The 22,796-nt window shown below is 67.7% G+C and carries 24 protein-coding genes and 1 tRNA gene; 14 read left to right on the top strand and 11 right to left on the bottom strand.

What is annotated here, in order from left to right:
- The first annotated feature begins 191 nt into the window (after positions 1–191).
- From CFP71_RS08565 to CFP71_RS08545, 5 genes are read left to right on the top strand one after another with little or no spacing between them, the layout of a single operon-like run.
- Positions 192–1,349, top strand: coding sequence for a CaiB/BaiF CoA transferase family protein (locus tag CFP71_RS08565; RefSeq protein ID WP_093933295.1), 1,158 nt, complete (start codon positions 192–194; stop codon positions 1,347–1,349).
- Between the two features lie 10 nt (positions 1,350–1,359).
- Positions 1,360–2,127, top strand: a complete 768-nt coding sequence (locus tag CFP71_RS08560; RefSeq protein ID WP_093933294.1) for a crotonase/enoyl-CoA hydratase family protein — start codon at positions 1,360–1,362, stop codon at positions 2,125–2,127.
- Between the two features lies 1 nt (position 2,128).
- Positions 2,129–2,875, top strand: coding sequence for an acetoacetate decarboxylase (locus tag CFP71_RS08555; RefSeq protein ID WP_093933293.1), 747 nt, complete (start codon positions 2,129–2,131; stop codon positions 2,873–2,875).
- Positions 2,872–3,801 carry a 3-hydroxyacyl-CoA dehydrogenase NAD-binding domain-containing protein gene (locus tag CFP71_RS08550; RefSeq protein WP_093933292.1) on the top strand — a complete coding sequence of 310 codons (930 nt, stop codon included), beginning with the start codon at positions 2,872–2,874 and terminating at the stop codon, positions 3,799–3,801. Before CFP71_RS08555 ends, CFP71_RS08550 begins: the two co-directional genes overlap by 4 nt.
- 1 nt (position 3,802) lies before the next feature.
- A complete protein-coding gene (locus CFP71_RS08545) occupies positions 3,803–4,984 on the top strand; it encodes an acyl-CoA dehydrogenase family protein (protein WP_093933291.1) in 1,182 nt (393 codons plus the stop codon).
- Between the two features lie 71 nt (positions 4,985–5,055).
- Here CFP71_RS08545 and CFP71_RS08540 read toward each other — a convergent pair whose 3' ends face one another.
- From CFP71_RS08540 to dprE2, 4 genes are all read right to left on the bottom strand, one after another.
- Positions 5,056–6,498, bottom strand: coding sequence for a neutral zinc metallopeptidase (locus tag CFP71_RS08540; RefSeq protein WP_279629216.1), 1,443 nt, complete (start codon positions 6,496–6,498; stop codon positions 5,056–5,058).
- A complete protein-coding gene (locus CFP71_RS08535; RefSeq protein ID WP_093933289.1) occupies positions 6,495–7,394 on the bottom strand; it encodes a hypothetical protein in 900 nt (299 codons plus the stop codon). The genes CFP71_RS08540 and CFP71_RS08535 overlap by 4 nt, the downstream gene beginning before the upstream one ends.
- 149 nt (positions 7,395–7,543) lie before the next feature.
- Positions 7,544–8,755: an LCP family protein gene (locus CFP71_RS08530; RefSeq protein WP_093933288.1), complete on the bottom strand. Its 1,212-nt coding sequence runs from the start codon at positions 8,753–8,755 to the stop codon at positions 7,544–7,546.
- A gap of 174 nt (positions 8,756–8,929) precedes the next feature.
- Entirely contained in the window at positions 8,930–9,673 is a 744-nt protein-coding gene (dprE2, locus tag CFP71_RS08525) for a decaprenylphospho-beta-D-erythro-pentofuranosid-2-ulose 2-reductase (RefSeq protein ID WP_093933287.1), read from the bottom strand.
- 100 nt (positions 9,674–9,773) lie between these two features.
- On the opposite strand from dprE2, the gene CFP71_RS08520 reads away from it, so the two are divergent.
- On the top strand, positions 9,774–10,400 hold the full coding sequence (locus CFP71_RS08520; RefSeq protein ID WP_093933286.1) for an acyl-CoA-like ligand-binding transcription factor: 627 nt from the start codon (positions 9,774–9,776) through the stop codon (positions 10,398–10,400).
- Between the two features lie 88 nt (positions 10,401–10,488).
- Positions 10,489–12,012 carry an MDR family MFS transporter gene (locus CFP71_RS08515; protein WP_093933285.1) on the top strand — a complete coding sequence of 508 codons (1,524 nt, stop codon included), beginning with the start codon at positions 10,489–10,491 and terminating at the stop codon, positions 12,010–12,012.
- 96 nt (positions 12,013–12,108) lie between these two features.
- Here the strand turns inward: CFP71_RS08515 and CFP71_RS08510 are convergent, their stop codons facing one another.
- Entirely contained in the window at positions 12,109–12,360 is a 252-nt protein-coding gene (locus tag CFP71_RS08510; RefSeq protein ID WP_093933284.1) for a WhiB family transcriptional regulator, read from the bottom strand.
- A gap of 190 nt (positions 12,361–12,550) precedes the next feature.
- Between CFP71_RS08510 and shbA the strand changes: the two genes are divergently transcribed.
- Both shbA and CFP71_RS08500 read left to right on the top strand, forming a co-directional pair.
- Complete coding sequence (gene shbA / locus CFP71_RS45320; RefSeq protein ID WP_093933283.1) at positions 12,551–13,726, top strand: RNA polymerase sigma factor ShbA; 1,176 nt, start codon at positions 12,551–12,553, stop codon at positions 13,724–13,726.
- Positions 13,727–13,865: 139 nt separating this feature from the next.
- Positions 13,866–14,573, top strand: coding sequence for a DUF4190 domain-containing protein (locus CFP71_RS08500; protein WP_093933282.1), 708 nt, complete (start codon positions 13,866–13,868; stop codon positions 14,571–14,573).
- A 48-nt stretch (positions 14,574–14,621) separates the two neighbouring features.
- Here the strand turns inward: CFP71_RS08500 and CFP71_RS08495 are convergent, their stop codons facing one another.
- Positions 14,622–15,191: a hypothetical protein gene (locus tag CFP71_RS08495; protein WP_093933281.1), complete on the bottom strand. Its 570-nt coding sequence runs from the start codon at positions 15,189–15,191 to the stop codon at positions 14,622–14,624.
- A 222-nt stretch (positions 15,192–15,413) separates the two neighbouring features.
- On the opposite strand from CFP71_RS08495, the gene CFP71_RS08490 reads away from it, so the two are divergent.
- Positions 15,414–15,692 carry a DUF3892 domain-containing protein gene (locus CFP71_RS08490; RefSeq protein WP_016332568.1) on the top strand — a complete coding sequence of 93 codons (279 nt, stop codon included), beginning with the start codon at positions 15,414–15,416 and terminating at the stop codon, positions 15,690–15,692.
- A gap of 93 nt (positions 15,693–15,785) precedes the next feature.
- Here the strand turns inward: CFP71_RS08490 and CFP71_RS44085 are convergent.
- Together CFP71_RS44085 and CFP71_RS43410 are read right to left on the bottom strand one after the other, a co-directional pair.
- Positions 15,786–15,888: transfer RNA gene (locus CFP71_RS44085), tRNA-Met, on the bottom strand.
- A 322-nt stretch (positions 15,889–16,210) separates the two neighbouring features.
- Complete coding sequence (locus tag CFP71_RS43410) at positions 16,211–16,609, bottom strand: hypothetical protein (protein ID WP_143267051.1); 399 nt, start codon at positions 16,607–16,609, stop codon at positions 16,211–16,213.
- A gap of 105 nt (positions 16,610–16,714) precedes the next feature.
- On the opposite strand from CFP71_RS43410, the gene CFP71_RS08480 reads away from it, so the two are divergent.
- Complete coding sequence (locus tag CFP71_RS08480; protein ID WP_244199602.1) at positions 16,715–17,470, top strand: CPBP family intramembrane glutamic endopeptidase; 756 nt, start codon at positions 16,715–16,717, stop codon at positions 17,468–17,470.
- Between the two features lie 63 nt (positions 17,471–17,533).
- Here CFP71_RS08480 and CFP71_RS08475 read toward each other — a convergent pair whose 3' ends face one another.
- A complete protein-coding gene (locus tag CFP71_RS08475; RefSeq protein ID WP_093933278.1) occupies positions 17,534–18,001 on the bottom strand; it encodes a hypothetical protein in 468 nt (155 codons plus the stop codon).
- A 203-nt stretch (positions 18,002–18,204) separates the two neighbouring features.
- On the opposite strand from CFP71_RS08475, the gene CFP71_RS08470 reads away from it, so the two are divergent.
- From CFP71_RS08470 to CFP71_RS08460, 3 genes are read left to right on the top strand one after another with little or no spacing between them, the layout of a single operon-like run.
- Positions 18,205–18,843 carry a DUF998 domain-containing protein gene (locus CFP71_RS08470; protein ID WP_244199601.1) on the top strand — a complete coding sequence of 213 codons (639 nt, stop codon included), beginning with the start codon at positions 18,205–18,207 and terminating at the stop codon, positions 18,841–18,843.
- Between the two features lie 47 nt (positions 18,844–18,890).
- Positions 18,891–19,259, top strand: a complete 369-nt coding sequence (locus CFP71_RS08465) for a YciI family protein (protein ID WP_093933277.1) — start codon at positions 18,891–18,893, stop codon at positions 19,257–19,259.
- Positions 19,259–20,530 (top strand): RNA polymerase sigma factor, encoded by a 1,272-nt coding sequence (locus tag CFP71_RS08460; RefSeq protein WP_093933276.1) that lies wholly within the window; start codon positions 19,259–19,261, stop codon positions 20,528–20,530. The genes CFP71_RS08465 and CFP71_RS08460 overlap by 1 nt, the downstream gene beginning before the upstream one ends.
- Before the next feature lie 234 nt (positions 20,531–20,764).
- Here the strand turns inward: CFP71_RS08460 and CFP71_RS08455 are convergent, their stop codons facing one another.
- Positions 20,765–21,232, bottom strand: coding sequence for a hypothetical protein (locus CFP71_RS08455; protein ID WP_093933275.1), 468 nt, complete (start codon positions 21,230–21,232; stop codon positions 20,765–20,767).
- Positions 21,229–22,581: an RHS repeat-associated core domain-containing protein gene (locus tag CFP71_RS08450; protein WP_244199600.1), complete on the bottom strand. Its 1,353-nt coding sequence runs from the start codon at positions 22,579–22,581 to the stop codon at positions 21,229–21,231. The genes CFP71_RS08455 and CFP71_RS08450 overlap by 4 nt, the downstream gene beginning before the upstream one ends.
- Between the last annotated feature and the right edge of the window lie 215 nt (positions 22,582–22,796).

The raw sequence follows: 22,796 nt of genomic DNA, 5'->3' as shown, positions 1-22,796 counted from the left end.
GTGAGTGGTAAGTGTCGTTAGAACGACACTTACCACTCACGACCACCCCGGCCCAGTGCAAACGCGTCCAATTCGGACAATAAATGGTATGACCACCGTGGTCATACCATTCTTCGCTTCTTGATCATTCCCTTTCCCGCTATTCGCGCCTAACTTCGGTTGTAGAGCGAACAACGGCGAAAGGAAGCAAAATGACGGAACACGCTACCGGACCGCTGGACGGCGTTCGCGTGATCGACCTCTCGACGGTCGTCATGGGCCCGTACGCCGCGCAGATCCTCGGCGACCTCGGCGCCGACGTGATCAAGATCGAGTCCCCAGCCGACACCGTGCGGGTCGGCAAGTTCCGCACGACGCCGGGGATGACGCCGCTCAACCTGAACGTGAACCGCAACAAGCGCAGCGTCGCCCTCAACCTCAAGGACGAGGAGCAGCGCGAGCAGGCCCTCGAACTGATCGACACCGCCGACGTGCTGATCACGAACATGCGACCGGGCGCGCTGAGCAGGCTCGGCATGAACTACGCCGACGTCGCCGCGCGGAACCCCGGCCTCGTCTACGCCCACGCCCAAGGCTTCCGCGGCGACTCCGACCGCGCGGGCCACGCCGCCTACGACGAGACCGTGCAGGCGTCGTCCGGCCTGGTCGACGTCGCGAACCGCGCGCTGGGCAAGCCGGTCTACCTGCCGACGATCATCGGCGACAAGGTCTCCTCCCTGACCATCGCGTACACCGTCCTCGCGGCGCTGGTGCACCGCGACAAGACCGGCGAGGGCCAGCGGGTGGAGATCCCGATGACCGACACGCTGATCGCGTTCAACCTGGTCGAGCACCTGGCCGGGCACGTGTTCGAGCCCGCGGAGAGCCCGACCGGTTTCGGCCCGTCGATGAACCCCGGGCACCAGGCCGTGCACACCAAGGACGGCATGGCCTGCGTGATCCCGTACAACCCGCAGAACTTCCGCGACTTCTTCCACGCCGCCGGACGGCCGGAACTGGCCGAGGACCCGCGGGTCAACGGCGACGCGATCGACGGCGCCGACCACGAGGCGCTCGCCGGGATGATCGCCGAGTGCGCCCCGGCACTGACCACCGAAGAGTGGACCGAGGTCTGCGCGAAGCACAGCATCCCGATGGCGCCGGTCCTCGAACTGGACAAAGCGCACGACGACGAATACGTCCGCGACGGCCACCTGCTCGACGTCGTCGAGCACCCGAGCGAGGGCTCGATCCGCACCATCGGCATCCCGGTGAAGTTCTCCGCGACCCCCGGTTCGGTCCGGCGCCTGGCTCCCCTGCCGGGCCAGGACACCGAAGACGTCCTGCGCGAACTCGCCACCACCCGCTGAGGAAAGAACCATGAGCACCAACGAAGTACGGACAGAACGGGTCGGCACCACGCTGCTGATCACGATCGACCGGCCGCGGGCCCGCAACGCGGTGAACGCCGCCGTCGCGGCGGGCCTGGCGGAAGCTCTCGACCTTCTGGAAACCGATCCCGGCCTGCGAGCCGGCGTCCTGACCGGCGCGGACGGCTCGTTCAGCGCCGGAATGGACCTCAAGGCGGCACTGCAGGGCGAGTCGCCGGAGATCCCCGGCCGCGGGTTCGGTGGGCTGACCGAGGCCGAGCTGTCGAAGCCGCTGATCGCGGCCGTCGAAGGCTGGGCCATGGGCGGCGGGTTCGAACTGGCGCTGGGCTGCGATCTGATCGTCGCCGCCGAGGACGCGAAGTTCGGGCTGCCCGAGGTGAGGCGCGGGCTGATCGCCGCCGGTGGTGGCGTGATCCGGCTGCCGAAGCGGATCCCGCATCACCTGGCGATGGAGTTCCTGCTCACCGGCGAGCCGATCGGCGCCGGTCGTGCCGGAGAGCTGGGGCTGGTGAACCGGGTCGTCCCGAGCGGCGAGGCCGCCGCCGTCGCCCTGCAACTGGCCGACCAGATCGCCGCCAACGCTCCCCTGGCGCTGGCCCTGGTCAAGAAGATCGTCCGCGCCGCCGACGGCGTCCCGGCCGCGCAAGCGTTTGCCTCCCAGCGTTCGGCGATGCCGGCGCTGATGAAGTCGGCCGACGTCCGCGAGGGCATGCAGGCCTTCGCCGAGCGCCGCGCTCCCAACTGGACCGGTGAGTGAAATGAAGCAGCAAGAAGTCCTCCGGCACGTGACCACCCCGCTCACGAACCCGGCGTACGCGCCGGTGGTGCCCAGGTTCACGAACCGCGAGTACCTGAACATCGTCTACCGCACCGACGCCGACGCCCTGCGCGCCGTCGTCCCGGAACCCCTGGAAATCGACGAGCCGCTGGTGCGGTTCGAGGTGATGAAGATGGGCGACGTCAGCGGCTACGGGCCCTACACCGAGTCCGGCCAGGCGATCCCGGTGAGCTTCGAGGGCGAGCGCGGCGAGTACCTGCACGCGATGTACCTCGACAACTTCCCGGCCACCGCGTCCGGCCGCGAGATCAGCGCCTACCCGAAGACCATCGGCTCGCCGAGGCTGTTCGCCGAGAACGGCGCGCTCGTCGGAACGCTCGACTACGGCAGCCAGCGGGTCGCCACCGCGACCATGGGCTACAAGCACCACCGGCTGGACGTCCGCGAGGCCGAAGCGCAGATCACCGTGCCGACGTTCATGCTCAAGACCATCCCGGACTACGACGGTTCGCCCCGGGTCTTCGAACTGGTCCGCACCGAGATCACCGACGTGGTGGTCAAGGAAGCGTGGACCGGACCGGCTCGGCTGCAACTGTTCCAGCACGTCCTGGCCCCGCTCGCCGATCTCCCGGTGCTGGAGGTCGTCTCCGCGAGCCACATCCTCACCGACCTGACGCTCGCCCCGGTCAAGCCGGTCTTCGACTACCTGAAGGGAGCACGGTCATGACTTTCCGCACCGCCGCGGTGATCGGCGCGGGCACGATCGGCCTGTCGTGGACGGCGTTGTTCGCCGCGCACGAAATGGAAGTCTGGGTTTCGGACCCGCGGCCGGACCTCGCCGACGCCGTCGCCGGCGCGCTGGAGGCGTTCGCCCCGCATCTCGGCCGGGACGTCGCGGACCTCACCCCTCGCGTCCACCTCGCCGCCGATGTCACCGAAGCCGTCCGGCACGCGGATGTCGTGCAGGAGAACGGACCCGAGAGCGTCGAGTTCAAAAAGGACCTGTTCGCGACCCTGATCCGCGAGGCGCCATCGCACGCGCTGCTGCTCAGCTCGTCTTCGGCGATTCCCTCGACGGCGTTCGCGACCGACCTCGACGACGCGTCGCGAGTCCTGATCGGACACCCGTTCAACCCGCCGCACCTGATCCCGCTGGTCGAGGTCGTACCGGGTGAGCGCACCGGCGCCGAGTCGGTGGACCGCGCCGTCGAGTTCTACCGGTTCGTCGGCCGCACGCCGGTGGTGGAGCGCAAGGAGATCCCCGGGTTCGTCGGAAACCGGCTCCAGAACGCGCTGAGCCGCGAGGCGATCTACCTGGTGGAACAGGGTGTCGTGTCACCGTCCGAACTGGACGCGGTGATGACCAACTCGCTCGGCATCCGCTGGTCGACCGTCGGACCGTTCCTCGGCTCGCATCTGGGCGGCGGCCCCGGCGGTTACCGGCACATGGCCGAACACATCGGCAAATCGATGAAGAAGATGTGGGCCGGTCTCGGGCAGCCCTCGCAGTCCCCGGAAGAACAGGAACGGCTCATCGAAGCCGTGGAATCCGCTTACGGCTCCTCCACGTACTCGGAACTCGCCGAGACGCGCGACCGCAAGCAGCTCGCGGTGCTGTCCGCTTTGGACACCGCCGCCAAGGAGGAGAACTGACATGGAAGAGCAACTGATCGCCGACTTCTACGACTACGAAGCCCTGCTGCCCGAGGAGGAGCGCAAGCTGCTGCTCAAGGCGCGTGACTTCATGCGCACCGAGGTCAAGCCGCTCGTGAACGAGAACTGGGCCAAGGGCGAGTTCCCGCACGAGCTCGTCGGCAAGTTCCGCGAACTCGGCCTCGCCGGGCTGCCCTACGAGGGTTACGGCGAGCACCTCCCGGCCACGAGCCACCTGCTCAGCGGCATGATGGCGATGGAGATGACCCGCACGGACCCGTCCGTGGCGACGTTCTTCGGTGTCCACAACGGACTCGCGATGTACAGCATCTACTCGGGCGGCGACCAGGAGCAGCGCGACCGCTGGCTCCCGTCGATGGCGGCGATGGACAAGATCGGCGCTTTCGCGATGACCGAGCCGCTCGGCGGTTCCGACGTCGCGGGCGGCATGCGCACGACAGCCAAGCGGGACGGCGACACCTGGATCCTGAACGGTGCCAAGAAGTGGATCGGCAACGCGACCTTCGCCGACCTGGTCATCGTGTGGGCCCGCGACGTGGACGACAACAACGTCAAGGGTTTCGTGGTCGAGAAGGACTCGCCGGGTTTCGTCCCGGTGAAGATCGAGAACAAGTTCGCGTTCCGGATCGTGGAGAACGCGGAGATCACGCTGACCGACGTCCGGGTGCCGGAGGCCAACCGGTTGCAGCGCATCGACTCGTTCCGCGACGTCGCCGAGATCCTTCGCGCGACCCGGGGCGGGGTGGCCTGGCAGGCGCTGGGCGTGATGATCGGCGCGTACGAACTCGCGCTGGACTACGCCAAGGAGCGCAAGCAGTTCGGCCGTCCGATCGCCCGGTTCCAGCTGGTGCAGGACCTGCTGGTGAAGAGCCTCGGCAACATCACCGCGTCTTGGGGCATGCTGGTGCAGCTCGCCCGGTTGCAGGACGCCGGGATCTTCAAGGACGAGCACTCGTCGCTGGCGAAGGCTTTCGTGACCTCGCGGATGCGGGAGGTCGTCGCCTGGGGCCGGGAGATCTTCGGTGGCAACGGGATCGTGCTGGACAACGACATCATGCGGTTCTTCACCGACGCCGAGGCGATCTACTCGTTCGAAGGCACCCGGGAGATGAACACGCTGATCGTCGGGAAGGCCATCACCGGCCAGAGCGCCTTCGTGTGATCTGACGGTCTGTCCGTGAAGGCCTCCTTCACTACCTTGAGGGTAGGGAAGGAGGCCTTCACGGACTCGCGTCAGCGGTACTTGGTGCCGCAGGTGTCTTGGGTGCCGGAGGAGAAACCGTCGCGGAAGGCGGCGACCCTGGCGAAACCGGCCGGGAGGGTCCGGCCCCGGACGTCCGCCGCGATCAGGCTGTTCCGCGTCAGCATCTCCGCGATGGCTTCGTCGAGGTCGCCCGGCGACAACGTGAGCGACCCGCGCTTGCCGTCCGCGATGGTCGAGGCCCAGTAGCCGGTGAGGCACGCCGTGCGCTGCGCGGCCACCGGGCCGTCGAGCCGGAACCCGCCCTCCTGCTGGACGGCGAGGGTGTAGCGCGACGCGACCTCGGCGAACGCGGCGAAGTCACCGATGCCGCCCTGCCGCCCCTTGCGCGGCGGGGTCCCGATGCGCACGAGACCATCGAGGTCGAGGTTGATCTGGTTCGACTCCGAGCAGTACGACGCGAGCGCGTCCTCCGTCGTCACGCCGCAAGCCGCTCCGGTGGTGAGCGTCGGCGGGGTCGCCGCGAGCCGGAAGGCCTGCCGGAGGCTGGTGGTCAGGTCGGCCAGCGCCTCACGGTTGTCGAGGCGGACGTTCACCGCCGCCGCTCGTTCGTTCGCCGCGGCCGATCCGAAGCCGCCTTGGGTACTGCGGCCCTCGATCTCCCGCTCGTCGATCTTCGCGCAGCGGGCTGGCCCGTCGGTGAAGCCGAACTGGAACGCGGAAACCCGGTCGAACGCGTTGCCGTGCGCGCCGTCATCGGAAAAGGCGACCCCGGCCGAGTCACGGATCTGGAACAACGCGGTGAGCACCTCGTTGAGCCCGCGGCCGGTGGAGACCCGGAACATCGGCGACCTGCCCTCGGCGACCCAGCGGAAGTAAGCCCCGGTGTAGCAATCGGCCTGCTGTTCCTTGACGATCGACGGTGTCGCGGCCGGCAGTCCGAGCCGGAACTGGACGGCGTGGCCGATCTCGTGCGCGAGCACGGCCATGAGAGCCGCCGGGCCGAGGGAGTCGTTGAGCATCGGCAGCAGTTCCCCGCGATCCCACGCGACGACGTCCTCTCCCGCGCAGTAGAAGGCGTTCACCAGTCCGGCCGTCGAGGCTCCGCAGATCTCACGGCCAGGCCCCGCCGAATCGTACGAAGCGAGGTTGGCCAACGGCCGGAAATCGCGGTTGAAGACCGCCGGCAGGTGCTCCCGCCAATACCGCTGGACGTCGGCGACGGCGTTCGCCGCGAGCTTGTCGATCTCACCGCCGTCCCCGCCGTCGACAGGGAGAGCGGCGTCGAGCACGTCGGGCTTGAGACCACTCGGGCCGTCGGTGACCTCGAGCCCGGCGACGCGGGTGGGGTCCACCGGTTGTGCCGCTCCCCCTACCGTCGCGGCACAACCGGTGAGGAACAGAGACAGGCTCACCACGATCGCCCAGCCGGACCGACGCTTCATCACACCATTCCCGTCTCTGTCGTCTGTCAACCGAAGAAGAGCGAACTGACCGTGTTGTCGAAGCCGAGCTTCGCAAGATCCTTGACATCACCGTCGATGACGAGTGACTTGCCCTTGCAGTCCTTTTCGGACCACAGCTTGAGCGAACCGGAGGCGGAGACCGACGACGTCACGTCCTGGCGGGCGACGTTCTGGCAGCCCTTGCCCGCAAGCCCTTGCGACGGCTCGTCGTCACTGAAGTTCTTGCCGTCGAACAGGATCGCGCTGGACGCGGGCTTCTGCGGAGACGTGCTCTCTTCCGGCCGCCCGTTCTGCGCCTTCTGGCCGTTCGGCGCGAGCCCGAACCACGTTCCGCCGACGCCCTGTCCGAGCGTGTCGCCCGGCTTGGTGTCCTTCGCGAACCGGTAGGCGGGCCAGCCGCCGACGGTCAGCTGCAAGGTCCCGTCGTCGCGCTTGACCGTGCCGACGGCGGATTTCCTGATCCCCGCGAGGAAGACCTTGCTTCCGGGCGTGACCAGCACCGGCGGCCAGGTCTTGGCGCAGTCGCCGTCGCAGGTCGACTTCGACGGCTTGGCGGTGTCCTTGTCGAAGCGGTACAACGTCAAGTCCGCGCCGTTGACGACCACCGGATCGAGGTTCCCCGCCTTGGCCGCCTTGAGCTGCACCCATTTGCGGGCGACGCTCTGCTCCGCGGTGTTGGGCGTGCCGTCGGAACCCGTCGCCCAGTCACCGGTCTTGGGCTGCGCGTTGTTGGCCTTCGCGGTCCCGCTGAGAAAGGACAACTCGGTGGCGGCCTGCTCGACCGACGCGGATTCCTGTCGCGGCGTGGCTTCCTGTGTGCCACAGGCCGCGAGCGACAACGCCCCGGCGGTGGCGAACACGGCGATCGACACGGCCTTCTTGCCGAGCTTTTTCTTGCTGAGCACGATTCCTTCTCCCCTGCACCCTGGGTTCCAGGCTGTCTGGAACTCCCCTACGCCATCGACACGGACAGCGGCGGGATGCGGTTCAAAAGAATCTTGGAAAAGTTCCAGGGCGGCCGAACGCCGCATTCAGAGGACTAAACGCGGCGGGCTCAGTTGACGCAGCCGACCGACGCGGGCGGCTTGGAAGACGAGGAGGACGCGGTGGACGACGAAGGCGGAGCGGCGGCGGACGAGGTCGCCGCCACCGGCTTGACCCCGATTCCCCCGGTCGGCTCTCCCACCGCGGCGACGGTCGTCGACGTCAGCGCGGCCTTCACGAACGCCTTCACCTGGGCCGGATCCACCTTCACCGCGTCGCCGTCGGACGGCGTCGGCAGGGAAAGGCTCTGGACGGGGATCGTCTGGAAATGGAGCGCTCCCGAGCTCATCCCTCGCAGCTGCTGCGCGAAGTTCAGCACCTCCCAGCCGCGGTCGAGCACGACCGAACCCTGGATCGCGCCGATCAGCGCGCTCAGCCTGGTGGGATCGGTGAACGTCCCGGCGTCGAGGACGGTTTTGGCCATGCTCGAAAGGAACGCCTGCTGCCGCGCGATGCGGTCGAGGTCGCTGGGCAGCCCGTGCCGCTGCCGCACGAAGGCGAGCGCCTGCGGGCCGGAGAGCAGCTGCTTGCCCGCGGGGAACGAAGCCCCGGAGAACTTGTCCTGCACCGGTTCGTTGAGGCAGACCTCGACGCCGCCGACGGCTTCGCTCAGCGCGGAGAACCCGGCGAGGTTGACCGCCGCGTAGTGGTTGATCGACAGCCCGGTGAACTGCTCGATCGTCTGGATGGTGAGTTTGGCGCCCGCCTCGTTGGCCTTGACCTCGAGCTGCGGGCCGGTCAATCCCTGTGCGCGCAGGGAGCTCATCGCGGCGTTCTTGCCGCGGCTGTACGCCGAGTTGATCTTGTGCTTGCCGAAACCGCCCGCGATGTCCACATAGGAATCACGCGGGATGGAGATGGCCGTCGCCGCGGCGCCGCCCGCCGGGATGTGGACCACGATCATGGTGTCGGTGGTGTCACCGCCGTCGTCGCCGCTTCCGGCGTGCAACGTGTCGAGGACGTTCTGCGGCAACGGATTCCCGTTGGTGTCGGTCCGCGAGTCGATGCCCACGAGCAGGATGTTCTGCGCCACCCGCAGCGGCTCGCCCGCCGGGCTGTCGGGCACCTGCGCGGACGGCGCGATCACGTCGGCCGTGACGATCCCCGCGTCCAAACGGCTCAACTGGGTCCACGCGTAGCCCGTGGCCCCCAGTACCGCCGCCGACACCAGGCCCAGTGCGACACGGCCGCCGATCCGCCGTCCTCGCGACGTGAGCAGCACGACCTTCTCCCCGCTTTCGTGAATGATCCCCCGTGTTCGAGGATCACCGCGTTAGCTGGGAATTAGCTGAGAAACTTGTCATGAACGGGTCTTAAAGCCCGATCGGCCCAGCCGAAGTGACCAAGCAGACAACCGGTCGCGACACCGTGTGCCGGGATGATCGCTCAGCGCTTCCTAGCGTGGCATCCGGCGCCAGAGCGCCCGCGGTACCACGCGCATCACCGCGAACACGAGCCTCAGGAGCCCCGGCACCCACACCGTTTCCCGGCGCTTCCCCAGTGCCGCGACCGTCGCGTCGGCGACCTGATCTGGTGTGCTCGAGAACGGCGCGGGCGACATGCCCTCGGTCATCCGGCCGATCACGAAGCCGGGCCGGACGAGCAGCAGGTGCACGCCGGTGCCGTGCAACGCGTCGGCCAGGCCGCTCGCGAAGCCGTCGAGGCCCGCTTTCGCCGATCCGTAGACGTAGTTCGCCCGCCGGACCCGCACCCCGGCGACCGACGAGAACACCACGAGGCTTCCGCTTCCTTGCTCACGAAGCACATTGGCCACCTGAGTCAGCACACTCACGTGAGCCACATAGTCGGTGTGCACGATCGCGACGGCGTGCCCGGCATCGGCTTCGGCACGCGCCTGGTCGCCGAGGATCCCGAAAGCGGTGACGACGACGTCCAGCGGACCGTGTTCCGCGACGACCTTGTCCAGAAAAGGACCGTGCCCCGCCAGGTCGTCGGCGTCGAACTCGACGACGCCGACCTTCTCCGCCCCCGCGGCCCGCAGCCGCTCGGACTCCGCGCCGAGGTCCGCGCTCCGCCGCGCGGCCAGCACGATCTCGCGCGCCCCGCCCTTGGCGAGCCGCTCCGCCACCGCGAGGCCGATCTCGCTCCGTCCGCCCAGTACCAGCACCGTTCCGCTCACCCGCCGCAGTCTGCCAGGCGCGAGCGGGCCGTCCACGAGTGGCACGGTTCACAAACTGCAATTTTGCAGTATCTGCATCTTTAGGCGTATCGTCTTGCTCATGCCCGAACCCGTCAAAGGCCTCCGCGAGCGCAAACGGCTGGATACCCACCGCGCGCTGGCGACCACCGCCGTCCGGCTCGTCGCCGAACGCGGTCTGGACAACGTGACGGTCGAGGACATCAGCGCGGCGGCGGGGGTTTCGCCGCGGACGTTCTTCAACTACTTCCCGTCCAAAGAGGACGCTGTCGTCATCGCGCACGCCGACAACGCCGAGCGGTCACAGCGCATCATCGAGAAATTCCTTGCCACGCCGAAGGAAGTCAGCACCCCGCGTGCCTTCGTGGACGCGTTGAAAGAGGACTTCGCCCAAGTCGACGAGAACCGCGAAGAGTGGCTCGGCCGGATGAAGGCGATCCATGACAACCCCACCCTGCATTCACGCGCGGTGGCGATGAACCACGACACGGTCGCGCCGACGATCGAGGCGATCGCGCGTCGTACCGGGCTCGACCCCGAGGCCGATCTGTACCCGACGTTGCTGTTGTCCACGCTCGGCGGCGTCATCAACGCGGCGCTCAGGCACTGGTATCAGCACGACGGCCGGGTGTCCGCGCTCGCGCTGCTGGACGAAGCCGTCGATTTGCTTCTCGCCGGGCTCCCCGAGCCCGGCGGCCGCGCGCGCTGACGCGCCCGGCCTCACCGGAACACGAAGGGGGACACCCATGTCCGTATCCACGACCGAACCACGAGAACCGGAGGCCCCGGCGGGCTCGATGGGCCGCAAACAGGTCCTCGAAGCGATGTCGGGGCTGATGATGGGCATGTTCGTCGCCATCCTCGCCTCGACGGTGGTCGCGAACGCGCTGCCGCGCATCGTCTCCGAACTGGGCGGCTCGCAGGCCTCCTACACCTGGGTGGTCACCACCGAACTGCTCGCGATGACCGCGACGGTTCCGCTCTGGGGCAAGCTTTCCGATCTGTACAACAAGAAACTGCTGATCCAGCTCTCGCTCGGGCTGTTCGTGGTCGGCTCGCTGGTGGCTGGGTTCGCGGGCAACATCGAACTCCTGATCGCCAGCCGGGTCGCGCAGGGCATCGGCGCGGGCGGGCTCACCGCGCTCGCGCAGGTGATCATGGCCGCCATCGTCTCGCCGCGGGAACTCGGCAAGTACTCGGGGATCTTCGGCGCCGTGTTCGCCGTCGGGACCATCGCCGGCCCGCTGATCGGCGGCGTCATGGTGGACACCTCCTGGCTCGGCTGGCGCTGGTGCTTCTTCCTGGGTGTCCCGTTCGCGGTCGCGGCGATCCTGCTGCTGCAACGCACCCTGAAACTGCCGACGATCCGGCGTGACGTGAAGGTCGACTATCTCGGCGCGTTCCTGATCATGGCGGGCGTCTCGACCCTGCTGGTCTGGTCCTCGCTGGCCGGGCACCAGTTCGCGTGGGGCTCGTGGTGGACCGTCGGCCTGGTGACGGCCGGTGTGGTCATCCTCGCCCTCGCCGTCTACGTCGAGTCGAAGGTGGCCGAGCCGATCCTCCCGCTGGGCCTGTTCCGCAACCGCACGGTCAGCCTGACCACCCTCGCGAGCTTCCTGGTCGGTGTCGCGATGTTCGGCGGGACCGTGTTCCTGTCGCAGTACTTCCAGCTTTCGCTCGGCAAGTCGCCGACGGTGGCCGGGCTGCTGAGCCTGCCGATGATCTTCGGCATCCTCGTGTCCTCCACGGTCTCGGGCCAGCTGATCAGCCGGACCGGCAAGTGGAAGAGCCACCTGCTGCTCGGCGCGACCCTGATGACCGTCGGCCTCGCTCTGCTGGGCACGCTCGACTCGAAGACGAACCTCGTCGTGCTCGGCGCGTACATGGTCGTCCTGGGAGTCGGCGTCGGCATGCTGATGCAGAACCTGGTCCTGGTGTCGCAGAACGACGTCGACGCGCACGACCTCGGCACGGCGACCTCGACGCTGTCGTTCTTCCGCAGCCTCGGCGGCTCGATCGGGGTGAGCGCGCTGGGCGCGGTGCTGGCGAACCGGGTCACCGCGCTGATCATCGAGGACCTCGGGCCGCTGCCCGGTGGCGGCGAAGGCGGCGCGGTGCCGAACATCGCCACGCTGCCCGAACCGGTCGCGAACGTCGTCCGCGACGCCTACGGGGAAGCGACCAGCGAGCTGTTCCTGATCAGCGCGCCGATCGCGCTGCTGGTCATCGTCGCCGTCGCCTTCCTCAAGCACAAGCCGCTCAAGACCCAGTCGGGCAACGAGCGGCTGGCCGAGGAGACGGCCGCCGACGCCGTCGCCTGACCCACCACGAGAGAGGGGCCCGGTTCGCCGAACCGGGCCCCTCTTTTCGCGCGCGCCAAAACCCCAGGGGAATTCAGTCGCGTGATCGAGTGGTTTTCAGGCGGCGTTGCCGACGCGAGTCAGACGGCGCCGCTCATCACTGGTCAGCCCGCCGAAAACGCCATGGGCCAGCCCGTTGTCCACGGCATAGGCCAGGCACGCCGAAACGATCGGGCACCGGGCGCAAACGGCCTTCGCCCTGGCGGCCTGCCTGGCGCCGGGACCGGTTTCGGTGACCGGAAAGAACAGTTCGGGATCCTCACCGCGGCAAGCGGCCTCACCCAGGTCACCCACAATCCTCGGTTCCATTTTCCTATCACCTCCTTGTTTTCCGATTTTCCCTTCCGCGTCAAACGACTTCCGCTCGCCGCCGGGTATCCACCCAGGTACGGGCCGCAAACATCACCTTCACCGAATCGTTACACTCAGCGGCTCGCTCGCTGCACCTGTTCTGGTGAGGGCATTCGCGTCAGGCGGCTGAGAGCGGTGAGTGCGGGTGATGGGCCACGACGGGTTCGACGAGTTCTTCCACGCCGAATTTCCGCTGCTCACCGGCTTCTTGTGCAAGGCGGGGTTCGCGCTCGACCCGGCGCGGGACGCGGCCGCGGAAGCGATGCTCAACGCCTACGAGGACTGGCGGACCATCACCCAGCCGAAGTCGTGGGTCCGCCGGGTCGGGCACCGGAGGGCGAAGGAGCAGACCGCGGTCCGGGCCGACTGGGCCTTCGCCGACGCCGGCCGCGAGGACAAACTCACCGTTCTCGCCGCCGAATCGTCCTCCGTCCTGACCACGCTGGGGCGGCTGCCGAAACGCCAGCAGCTCGGCATGGCCTGGGCGCTGGACGGCTTCACGCCCCGGGAGATCGCCAGGATCCTCGGAATCGCGGACGATTCGGTGAGCGCGACCTTGCGGCACGCGCGGGACCGCCTGGAGGAGCACGACCCGGAGTCCGCCGAGCGCCTGGACAGCGCCAACGACGCCTTCATCGACGCGCTGCGCGTCGGGCTCGACAGCGAAGACACCCTGACCCGGATCAAAAACCGCGCGATGATCCGGGAACTCTCGCTGGTCGAGCCGGGCGCCCCCGCCGAGGCGGAGCCCGAACAGGCGACACCGTCCCACTGGTACACCCTCGACGAACCCGTCGCGGCCGCCGGACGCGGCGACCGGCGGGCGCTGAACCACCTGCTGACCACCATCCGCCCGCTCGTGATCCGCTACTGCCGGGCGCGGATCGGCAGACAGGAGCGGACCTACGTCTCGGCCGACGACGTCGCGCAGGAGGTCTGTGTGGCGATTCTCCGGGCCCTGCCCACCTATCGCGAACGAGGACGGCCCTTTCTCGCTTTCGTCTACGGCATCGCCCAGCACAAGGTCGCCGACGCCCGCCGGGCCGCCGCCCGCAACCGCTCCGAACCCGTCGCCGAGATCCCCGACGGCATTTCGGATTCCGCCGGTCCGGAGCAACACGCGCTGCACAACGAATTGAGTGACCGAATGGGCGAACTGCTACGAATCCTGCCGGACAAGCAGCGGGAAATCGTCGTGTTGCGGATCGTCGTCGGTCTGTCGGCGGAAGAGACCGCCGGGGTGGTCGGATCGACGGCGGGCGCCGTTCGCGTTGCGCAGCACCGGGCTTTGGGACGGCTTCGCAAGATTCTCGCGGAGGAATGAACCATTCACGGATGTCTGATCGTTACGCCGTTTTCGTAACGTCCGGCCTTCTTGGCGCGCGCGAAAATCGCACACGACGAGACGTAACACGGGAATACGTCACACCGATCTCCACGCGAAGACAGGCGAAAGGATCATCGTGACCACTCCCTCCCCGTACCCCTATCAAGCGGCACCCGTAGCCGCGCCTCCGCGTAACGGGTTGGGCACCGCGGGGTTCGTTCTCGGACTCGTCGGACTGCTGTTCTCCCCGATTCCGTTCATCGGCGTCATCGCCTGGCCGCTCGTCATCGTCGGGCTCATTCTCGCCGGGGTCGGTTACTCCAGGGCGAAAAGCGGCGCCGCCACCAACAAAGGCCTCGCACTGACCGGCATCATCTTGTCCGCGGTCGGCCTCGTCATCTGCATTCTGTGGACCGTCATGTTCAGCAAGGCCGTCGTGGACGCGGCGAACTCGCTGCCGACGGCACCGCCGTCCGCACCTGGTACATCGCTGGGCAACGAAGCGGGAGCACCCGTGCAGGAGCCCGCCAAAGAGCAGGCCGGCGAGCACACCGTGGTCTACCGGGTGACCGGGACCGGCGGCGCGAAAGCGGGCAACATCACCTACACGACCGACGGGATGACCACCACCAACCAGGAAGCCAACGTCAAGCTCCCCTGGGAGAAGACGATCAAGCTGCCCGGCGGCAAGTCTCTGCAAATGGTGAGCATCCTGGCGCAAGGCAGCGGCAAGGGCGCCATCAAGGTGACCATCGAGGTCGACGGCAAGCTCATCAAGGAATCGAGCGCCGAAGAGTACGGCATCGCGCAGGCCAACGAGAACATCGGCTCACTGGGCAACTGAGCGGACGGTGCGGGCCCCTCGAACCGCGAGGGGCCCGCACCGCGCGAGTCACGGGCGGCAGCGTTCGGCGGTCGCCGCGGCCTTGGTCAGTTCCGGGGAGTCCAGTACGGCCTTGACCGGGTCGAGCGCGCCGTGCGCGTCTTTCTGGGCGGCCATCAGCCCGTCGACGGCACGGGCTTGCGCGGCCGTGTCACTCCTTTTGGCCGCGTCCAGATCCGCCTTCGCCTTCGCGACCTTGTCGCGCGCCGCGGTGTACTTCCCGAGGAAGTCCGCCTTGGCGGTGTCCGCGGCGGGGACCGGCGCGGGAGGCAGCGCGCCGAGACCGTCGACCGTCTTGCCCAGGATGGACGCGTAGTGCCCGAGCTGGTCACTGGTGCTCTTCGTGATCGCCTCGACGGTGTCGCCACCGGCCGCGGGCATCTTGTTGTTGCCGTCGATGAAATCCTTGACGGCACCGCAGAACCCGTTCATCCACGCCACCGTGGCGGCCGGGTCGGCGGCGGACGACGAGGGCGACGCGGGCGCCGGCGGCATCGCCCGCGGCGCCGGCTCCGGAGCGCACCCGGTCAGGGCCAACGCGATTCCGATCGCGGCCAGTGCTTTCTTGACGGCAAACATGTCCGTTCCCCTCTCTTTCCGGCACGTGTTCCGGCCGGCGCGAGGACTTTGACACGGTGGAACGGGCGCGGTCTGCGTCATCTGACTCAGAACCGGCGCCCCGCGCTCGAATTCGTAACGTTCGAGGCACGGCGGCCGGAGGGCGTAACGGGGTGCGGGCAGACGGCGAGTACCGCATTACCCCTGTTCGCTTAGAGGGCACCCAGCCGAAGAGGTAGCACCATGGCCATCAAGATCATCGCAGCGCGGCTCGAAGGCGGGAAGTTCCACGAGAGCATCACGAAACTGCGCTGGGTGAACCCCGGCAGCGGTGAGACCGGTGAGAGTTTCGTGTCCGCGATCGTGGCTTGGCTCGAGGACGACGACGGGAAGGCCTATGTGGATGAGGGAATCCACCGGGTGGCCGTGGAGATCATCAAACCGACCTTCGGCCCGAAATTTCTCCGCACCCGGGCGGACGGGATCTGGAAGAACAACCTCTTGGAGCTTCCCCGGTTCTGAGGAATTCGTCCGCAATGGATTGGTTGGGAATCCCGATGATCCCTTGCTCTTCGCACGGCGCGCGGAGGTTTTGCCCGGCAGAGCTCCAGGCAGTGGGCCGGATCGGGCTCGAACCGACGGCCAAGGGATTATGAGTCCCTTGCTCTGACGCGTCATCGAGTGTCGTGACCTGTCGGTCCGTCCGAGTGTCGGGCCCTGCTTCGGCAACAGCGGGGCCGGCCGCGGCCCGAGTGTCCATATGGGACACCTAGTGGCGATTGAGCGTCCGATTCATGCCCGAATGGGCCGTTCTGCGTGGGGTCGTGAGTGGTAAAGAGGGTTCTAACCCTCTTTACCACTCACGACCCCACCGCAAAGCCACACAAAGTACCCAAAACGGGCGCCCCAACTGGAATAAGTGTCTCAGGTGGACGATCGAGGTCGCGATCTGCTCCCGCGGGCCGGTTCAGGCGGGCCGCGAAAGCCTTGCCCGGCAGGAGACTCGATCACGCCACATTTGCCTTGCCCCTCAAAATAGCTCACTGGATGTACTCGAAGACCACCAGCGCATTGACCCAGGCGGCGTTCCCGGGCGGGGCCACCTCACTCATGGCGATCGAGTCCACCCGGAGCTTGCCTTTATTCTTCTTCAAGGTCTCGTTGATCTCGGAGGCGATCTCCGCTGAAGAACGTGCGCGGTACGCCTCAATGATCTGCTGCGGCATGGAGGCTTCTCCTTCGTCGGTGTTGAATCTTCTATATAACGCGAGCCCGCTGCCGGCGCCTGGGCCGTGCCCACCCCCATGAGAACGGTCAAACGAACCCGACCTGACCGGCGCAACCGTGTTCGAAACCGTCGGCAGGCCCGGTCGCGGCCGCCGTGTGACTTCCGAAAGGAAGCCTTCAACGACAAGGCTCATCAGTTCACCGAAGGTCATGTCAGGGCGGTGTCAGTGCCGTGTCAGATGCTCCGGCCACCATGCGTCGGTATGAATGACACGCAGAAGCCCACAACCGCAGGAGAATCCCCTCCCCCGTACGGGATGGCGAGGCGCCTGCTGGCCGACCGGCACTCGCTACCGTTGTCCATCGCTCTGCACCTGGTCCCCGGCGCCCTGATCGTCGCGGCCTATCTGCTGATCACCGAGCCGTTCGTCCTGGCCAACGGTTATCCGGTGTTCCTGGGTTGGGCGATCGCGCTGTGCCTGGTTCTCGGACCGCTCATGGCGGGCCTGTACTGGCTGGGGTACAAGAACAACGGCCGATTCTCCTTGCGCGGCGTGCTGCACTACACCGGCAAGCCGCTGTCCCGGGGCAAGGTCGCCGCCCTGGCAATCCCCCTGTTCTTGTGGATGATGGTGCTTTCGATCGCGCTCATCCCCCTGGACAACTTCCTCTTCGACCACTTCTTCACCTGGCTCCCGTTCGCCGACGCGGGCGGCAGCGCCACTACCTACCTCGCGGGCAACGACCGCTCGGTCATCCTCGGCACACTGGCGATATGCCTGCCGTTGACCGGAATCTCGCTGCCGCTCATCGAGGAGTTCTACTTCCGCGGGTTCCTCATGCCCCGCATCGCCCACCTCGGCACGGGTGCGCCGATACTCTCCACGGTCTTGTTCTCGCTATACCACTTCTGGGCCCCGTGGACGTTCGTGTCGAAGCTGATCTTTTTCTTCCCCGGCCCCTGGTTCGTATGGAAAAAGAAGGACATCCGTCTCTCGATCGGCATGCACGTCGGCTCGACCGCGATCTCGACGGCAGGCGGTATTCTCGCGCTGGCGCTGAACCTCGTGTGATTCCCGTACGTCCCGGCGTGACGCCGACCGGATGAGGGACGGGCGGCGCCACGCGCGGGTCGGCTACTGCCGGGTCATGACGCTGGAGTAACCGCCTCCGCCGGGATAGACCCACTCGCCGGTCATGACCGTGCCGCCGTCGGTGAAGGTGCCGCGGAAGTAGGCGGGGCTGCCCGCGGCGCCTGCCCAGATGGTGAGGGTGTCACCGTCGAGTTCGTAGACGTAGTCGAAGGTGTTGCCCTGCGAGTCGTAGAACCGGGACGCGACCTCCTCGCTGACCGGCTCGCCGAAGGGGTGCAGGTGTCCGATCACCTCGAACCCCGTCACGGCCTGGCCGTACTGTTCCAGGTCCACGTGCTGGATCAGGAAGAATCCGCCGAGCGCCGGCTCGTAGCGGACGGTGCCGGTGGCACCGCCCGAAACGGTCCAGGTGCCGACGAGCCGGTCGAGGGCGCGGAGGCGTTCGCTGGGCTTGGCCGGGGTGTCCTGCCCGTGGTCCTCGGCGCTGTCGTTGCTGGTGTTCTCGGTCACGGGTGTGCTCCGTATCTGTCGGTGCGACCGCGGTTCAGGTCGCGCTCGCCGGTACCTCGGAGCAGGCGGGCGGTTCTCGACACGTCTCGCCCGAGAAGTTCGAGGAAGGTTTTCTCGGCGGCATGTCGAAGCGGGTTGCCCGGCTCCGAGGTACCGGCGACGCCGCCCCATCGGGGCGACACCGAACCGATACGGAGCACATCGTGAACACGCCCACCCACACCGGGCAGGTCAACCGCCCGCGCACCCGGACCTTGCTAGCGGCCGCGGCCCTTGCCGGGCCCTTCTTCTACGTCTCGTCCGCGACGCAGGCGCTGACGCGGCCCGGGTTCGACATCGGCGTCCACCCGCTCAGCCAGCTCGCCACCGGCACACCTGGTTGGATCCAGCAGGTTACGTTCGTGCTGGCAGGCCTGGGCGTGGTCGCCCTCGCCGTCGCTCATCGCCAGCTCGTCACCCAGGGAGTCGGCCGACGCCTGGTGCCGATCTTCCTGACGGTCTTCGGCGCGGGATTCGTCGTCGCGGGCCTGTTCACGATGGACCCGCAGAACAGCTTCCCCGAGGGCGCCCCCTCCGGCGTCGTGGACATGTCGTGGCACTCGATCGTGCACACCGCCGCCGCGGCCCTGTCGTTCGTCGCACTCGCCGGGGCATGCGTCACCCTGCTGGTGCGTCACGTCCGCACTCGTGACGTCCGGCCCGCGGTCGGCAACGGACTGGTCGCGCTCGTGCTGCTGCTGCCGACCTCTCCCACCGAGTCGAGCATCCAGATCGCGATCACCGGGCTGATCGCCTACACCTGGGTCACGGTTCACGCCCTCGTCCTGAGCCGATCGGCGTGACCACCGCTAGCGTGAAAACACGACAGTGCCGTTGAGGAGCCACGATCATGAAGTACCTGCTGTTGAGCTACACGCCCGCCGAGGCATGGGATGCCGCCACCGCCGACGCGCCCAGCCAGGAGGCGCTGGACGCGTTCGTCGCGTATCAGAAGTTCGAAGCCGAGCTGCGAGAGACCGGTGAGTTCGTCCTCAGCGAGGGACTCGGTCACCCGGCGGTCTCCGTCACCGTCCGCAAGACCGACGCCGGTGTCACCGCGACCGATGGCCCGTTCGCGGAGCTGAAAGAGGTGCTCGCGAGCTTCGCCATCATCGACGTCGCCAGTCTCGAACGCGCCCGCGATATCACCGCCCGCATCGTCGAGGTGCTCGGCGAGCCCTTCGAAATCCGGCCGATCATGGGCGACGACTTCGCGTGATGCCCGACTCGGCACAGGCTCCGCCCCGGCGCGTCGAGCACGTACTGCGCGAGCAGACGCCGCACGTGCTCGGGGCGCTTGTGCGGCGGTTCGGCCGGTTCGAGCTCGCCGAGGACGCCGTGCAGGAGGCCCTCCTCGTCGCCGTCCAGCGCTGGCCCGGCGAGGGGATCCCGGACGAGCCGCGCAGCTGGCTGATCCGCGTCGGCTACCGGAAGATGATCGACCTGATCCGCTCCGAACGGGCATCCCATCGCCGGGAGGAAGACGCCGCCTACGCCGATCCCGTGCTCGTCGACCCCACCCAGCCCGCCCCGGTCGTCATCGGCCATGACGACAGCCTGCAGGTGCTGTTGCTGTGCTGCCACCCTTCCCTCAGCGAGGTCTCCCAGGTCGCCCTGACCTTGCGCGCGGTCGGTGGTCTCAGCACCGAGGAGATCGCGCACGCCTACGGCGCGGCCGAGACCACGATGGGCACCCGGATCAGCCGCGCCAAGCAGACCCTGAAGAAATCCGGCGCCCGCTTCCACATCCGCGACGACGACCTCGCCGGCCGCGTCGCGGTCGCGATGCGGGTTCTGTACCTGATCTTCAACGAGGGCTACACCGCCACCGCCGGCGACCGCCTCACCCGCATCGATCTCACCGCCGAAGCCATCCGGCTCACCCGGATGCTCCACACCCTTCTCCCCGACGAGGCCGAGGTCGCGGGGCTCCTCGCGCTCATGCTGCTCACCGATGCACGTCGCGACGCCCGCACCGACCCGCACGACCGGCTCATCGTCCTGCCCGAGCAGGATCGTTCTCGCTGGGATCAGGGCATGATCGCCGAGGGGCGGCGGCTCATCGACGATGCCTGGCGACAAGAGCGCGTCGGCCCCTATCAGCTCCAGGCGGCGATCGCGTCCACGCACGCGCAAGCGGCATCAGCGCAGACCACCGACTGGCCGCAGATCGCCGCCCTCTACCTCTGGCTCGAGCGCCTTCAGCCCACCGCTCCCGTACGCCTGGCCCGCGTCGTCGCCGTCACCGAAGCCTTCGGCCCCCGCCGAGGACTCGCCCTCCTCGACCAACTCGACCGCGAGCACGATCTCACCGACGACCCTCTCGTCACCCAGCGCACCCACGCTGTCCGCGCCCACCTCCACGACCGCCTCGGCGACCACGATCGAGCCGCGGCCGAATACCGCACCGCCGCCGAACTCACCGCCAACGATGCCGAACGCCGCTACCTTCTCGAACAGATCGGGCGTCAGGGCGAAACCGCCACGTGAGTCCTGGGGAGCCGACGCCTTCTGGACGGTCTCCAGAACCGCGGCGCCGGTACGACGCTTCTCGATGTTGCGGCGCAGGTTCGAGGCCAGGTCCCAACCGCCATCCAGCTCGCCGATGGTGACCGTCCGGTGTGGATCGGCGGGGTGCCGGTGCGCGAGTGCCGCCGGACCGCCAAAGCCGGTAACGGCCCGCCCCACCGACGGCTATCGACAAGGCCGGCCGGGGCGGATCGGTCACTGCACTGTGAGCTGCCAGTCGAGGGCGATGGCGATCTCATGGATTGCCGGGAGGACGGTGAAGTCGAGCAGGCTCGCCGCCGCCCCGATGTGCAGAAGCACGCCGTCGCCGCCGGGAAACCAGATCATCTCGGTCGAGTCCCCTGCGTCGAATTCGATGGCCACGTCCCCGAGCCACCACGAATCGCCATCGACCGCCCTCAAGAACGACGCCAGCCCATCAGCTTCGCCATCCGCATCGAGCTTTCCCAGGGGCCTGGCCACCCGCGACCGGCCTTCGCCGGTCGCGGTGGCCACGAACCTCAGCAGCCTTCGCTTCTCCTCGATCCCGGCAGCTTCCGGCCACTGCAACGTCAGCGACTCGAAAGTCGGAGGCACACCGGCCCGCGCGACGAAGTCCGGTGCCATGTCAGCGAACTCGCCGGGCTCGTCGCGGAAGACGATCACCTCGACCGGGTCACTCAAATCTTCCTCCAGACCCGGAACACCCGCCTGGCCGTCCGCTTCTTACCGGTGTGGATGTGCCATCGTCCCACATGCGGCTTGGTGCGCTTGGAATACCGCCTGTTCACGGCGTGAGGAGCGTGCAGAGCGATCCGGTGTCTCTTGTACCCGATGCCTTGTCCACCGATCTTGACCTTGCGGAGGATCTTGTTCGCTCGGCTTGCCGCGCTCGCTGAACGAGTAGTCGCGGTGAACCACCGGCCTGCCTTCGAAGCCACCCGGCCGACGGCCTTCACCGCGCCGATCCACTTGGACGCGCCACCGGTGAGCGCCCCGAACGCGTACTGGGCGGCCGCTCCCCAATTGCCCTGGATCGCGTTGCCCACCGCGGCGACACCGCTCGCGATCAAGCCGATCGGCCCCGGCACCCACGAAACCACCTGTGCCACCCGCGTCACCGCGCCGACGAGCGAACTGAACCAGCCGTGACCGTCGAGGTCGAGACTGTTGACGGGATCACCGGCGACGTAGTCGTAATCGTTCGCGGAGCCCCCCTCTTCGGGATCCACCGAAAGGAACCGTCCGAGCACAGGGCTATAAGGCCGCGCGCCCATCTGAACCAGCGCGATCCCGCCCGCGTGTTCGTAGGCTCGCTGGTGTTCGCCCAGCCAGCCGTAGTCCATCGAACCGGGCGAGTTGTCGGGCACACCCCGGGGATCGACGGCCCCGGTACTGCTCAACGGCTGGCCATACGGGTCGAAGGCGCGCAGTGTGCCCACCTGGTGGCCGGACGCGTCGGTCGTCAGCACCAGGTCGCCACGCACCGACGGATGGTCGTACGTCGGGGTAAGCGCGCCATCGCTGCCGACCTTCGTGGTGTAGAGGACGCCACCGGGCAGCCGGTTGGCGGCGTCCAGGGTGAGGTCCGGAGCGTCCCCGTCGCCGGTGAATCCGTAGCGGGCTACGGCGTTGTTGTCGCAGTTCCGCGGGTCTCGCCGGACGATGCGGTCGGTGGCGTCCCGGGTGTAGGCGACCTCGGCGTTGGCGGCGGCGACCGGGCCGCTGGTCTTTACCCCGGTGTTGCGGTCGGATCCATCCCAGGTGAGCGTGGTGACGGCGCCGTCGGCGGCCGTCCATCCGGTCGTGTTGCCCGCCCGGTCGTAGGTGAAGCCGGATAGGCCGGTGCCGCCCTGTGTCGCGAGCAGGCGGTCGGCGGCGTCGTAGCAGTACCGGGTTTCGGCAGTTCCTGCCGCGGACTCGTCGACCAGACGCATGCGGTTCGTGTTGACGCCCGCGTTGGCCTGCGTTCCCGCCGGGCAGGTCGTGGACGCCGAGGAGGTGTAGTCGTAGGTGTAGTGGTGACCCGTCACGAACGCCTCGGTCAGGCGACCCGCACCGTCGTAGACATAGTTCGGTGCGTTGGGCGGGCATCAACGCCTGCCAAAGATTCGTCGACGATCGTGCCCGCCGCCGTGCGACCGACCTGGGACACTCAACTCGTCAATGGCACGCTGATTTTCGTCTTCCTGCTGGAACTTGACGAGGTTGAACAGCATTTACTCCGACTACTGCTCCTGACCCGTGC

Source organism: Amycolatopsis thailandensis (assembly GCF_002234405.1).
Taxonomy (GTDB): domain Bacteria; phylum Actinomycetota; class Actinomycetes; order Mycobacteriales; family Pseudonocardiaceae; genus Amycolatopsis; species Amycolatopsis thailandensis.
This window is presented reverse-complemented; position numbering and strand designations above follow the sequence as displayed.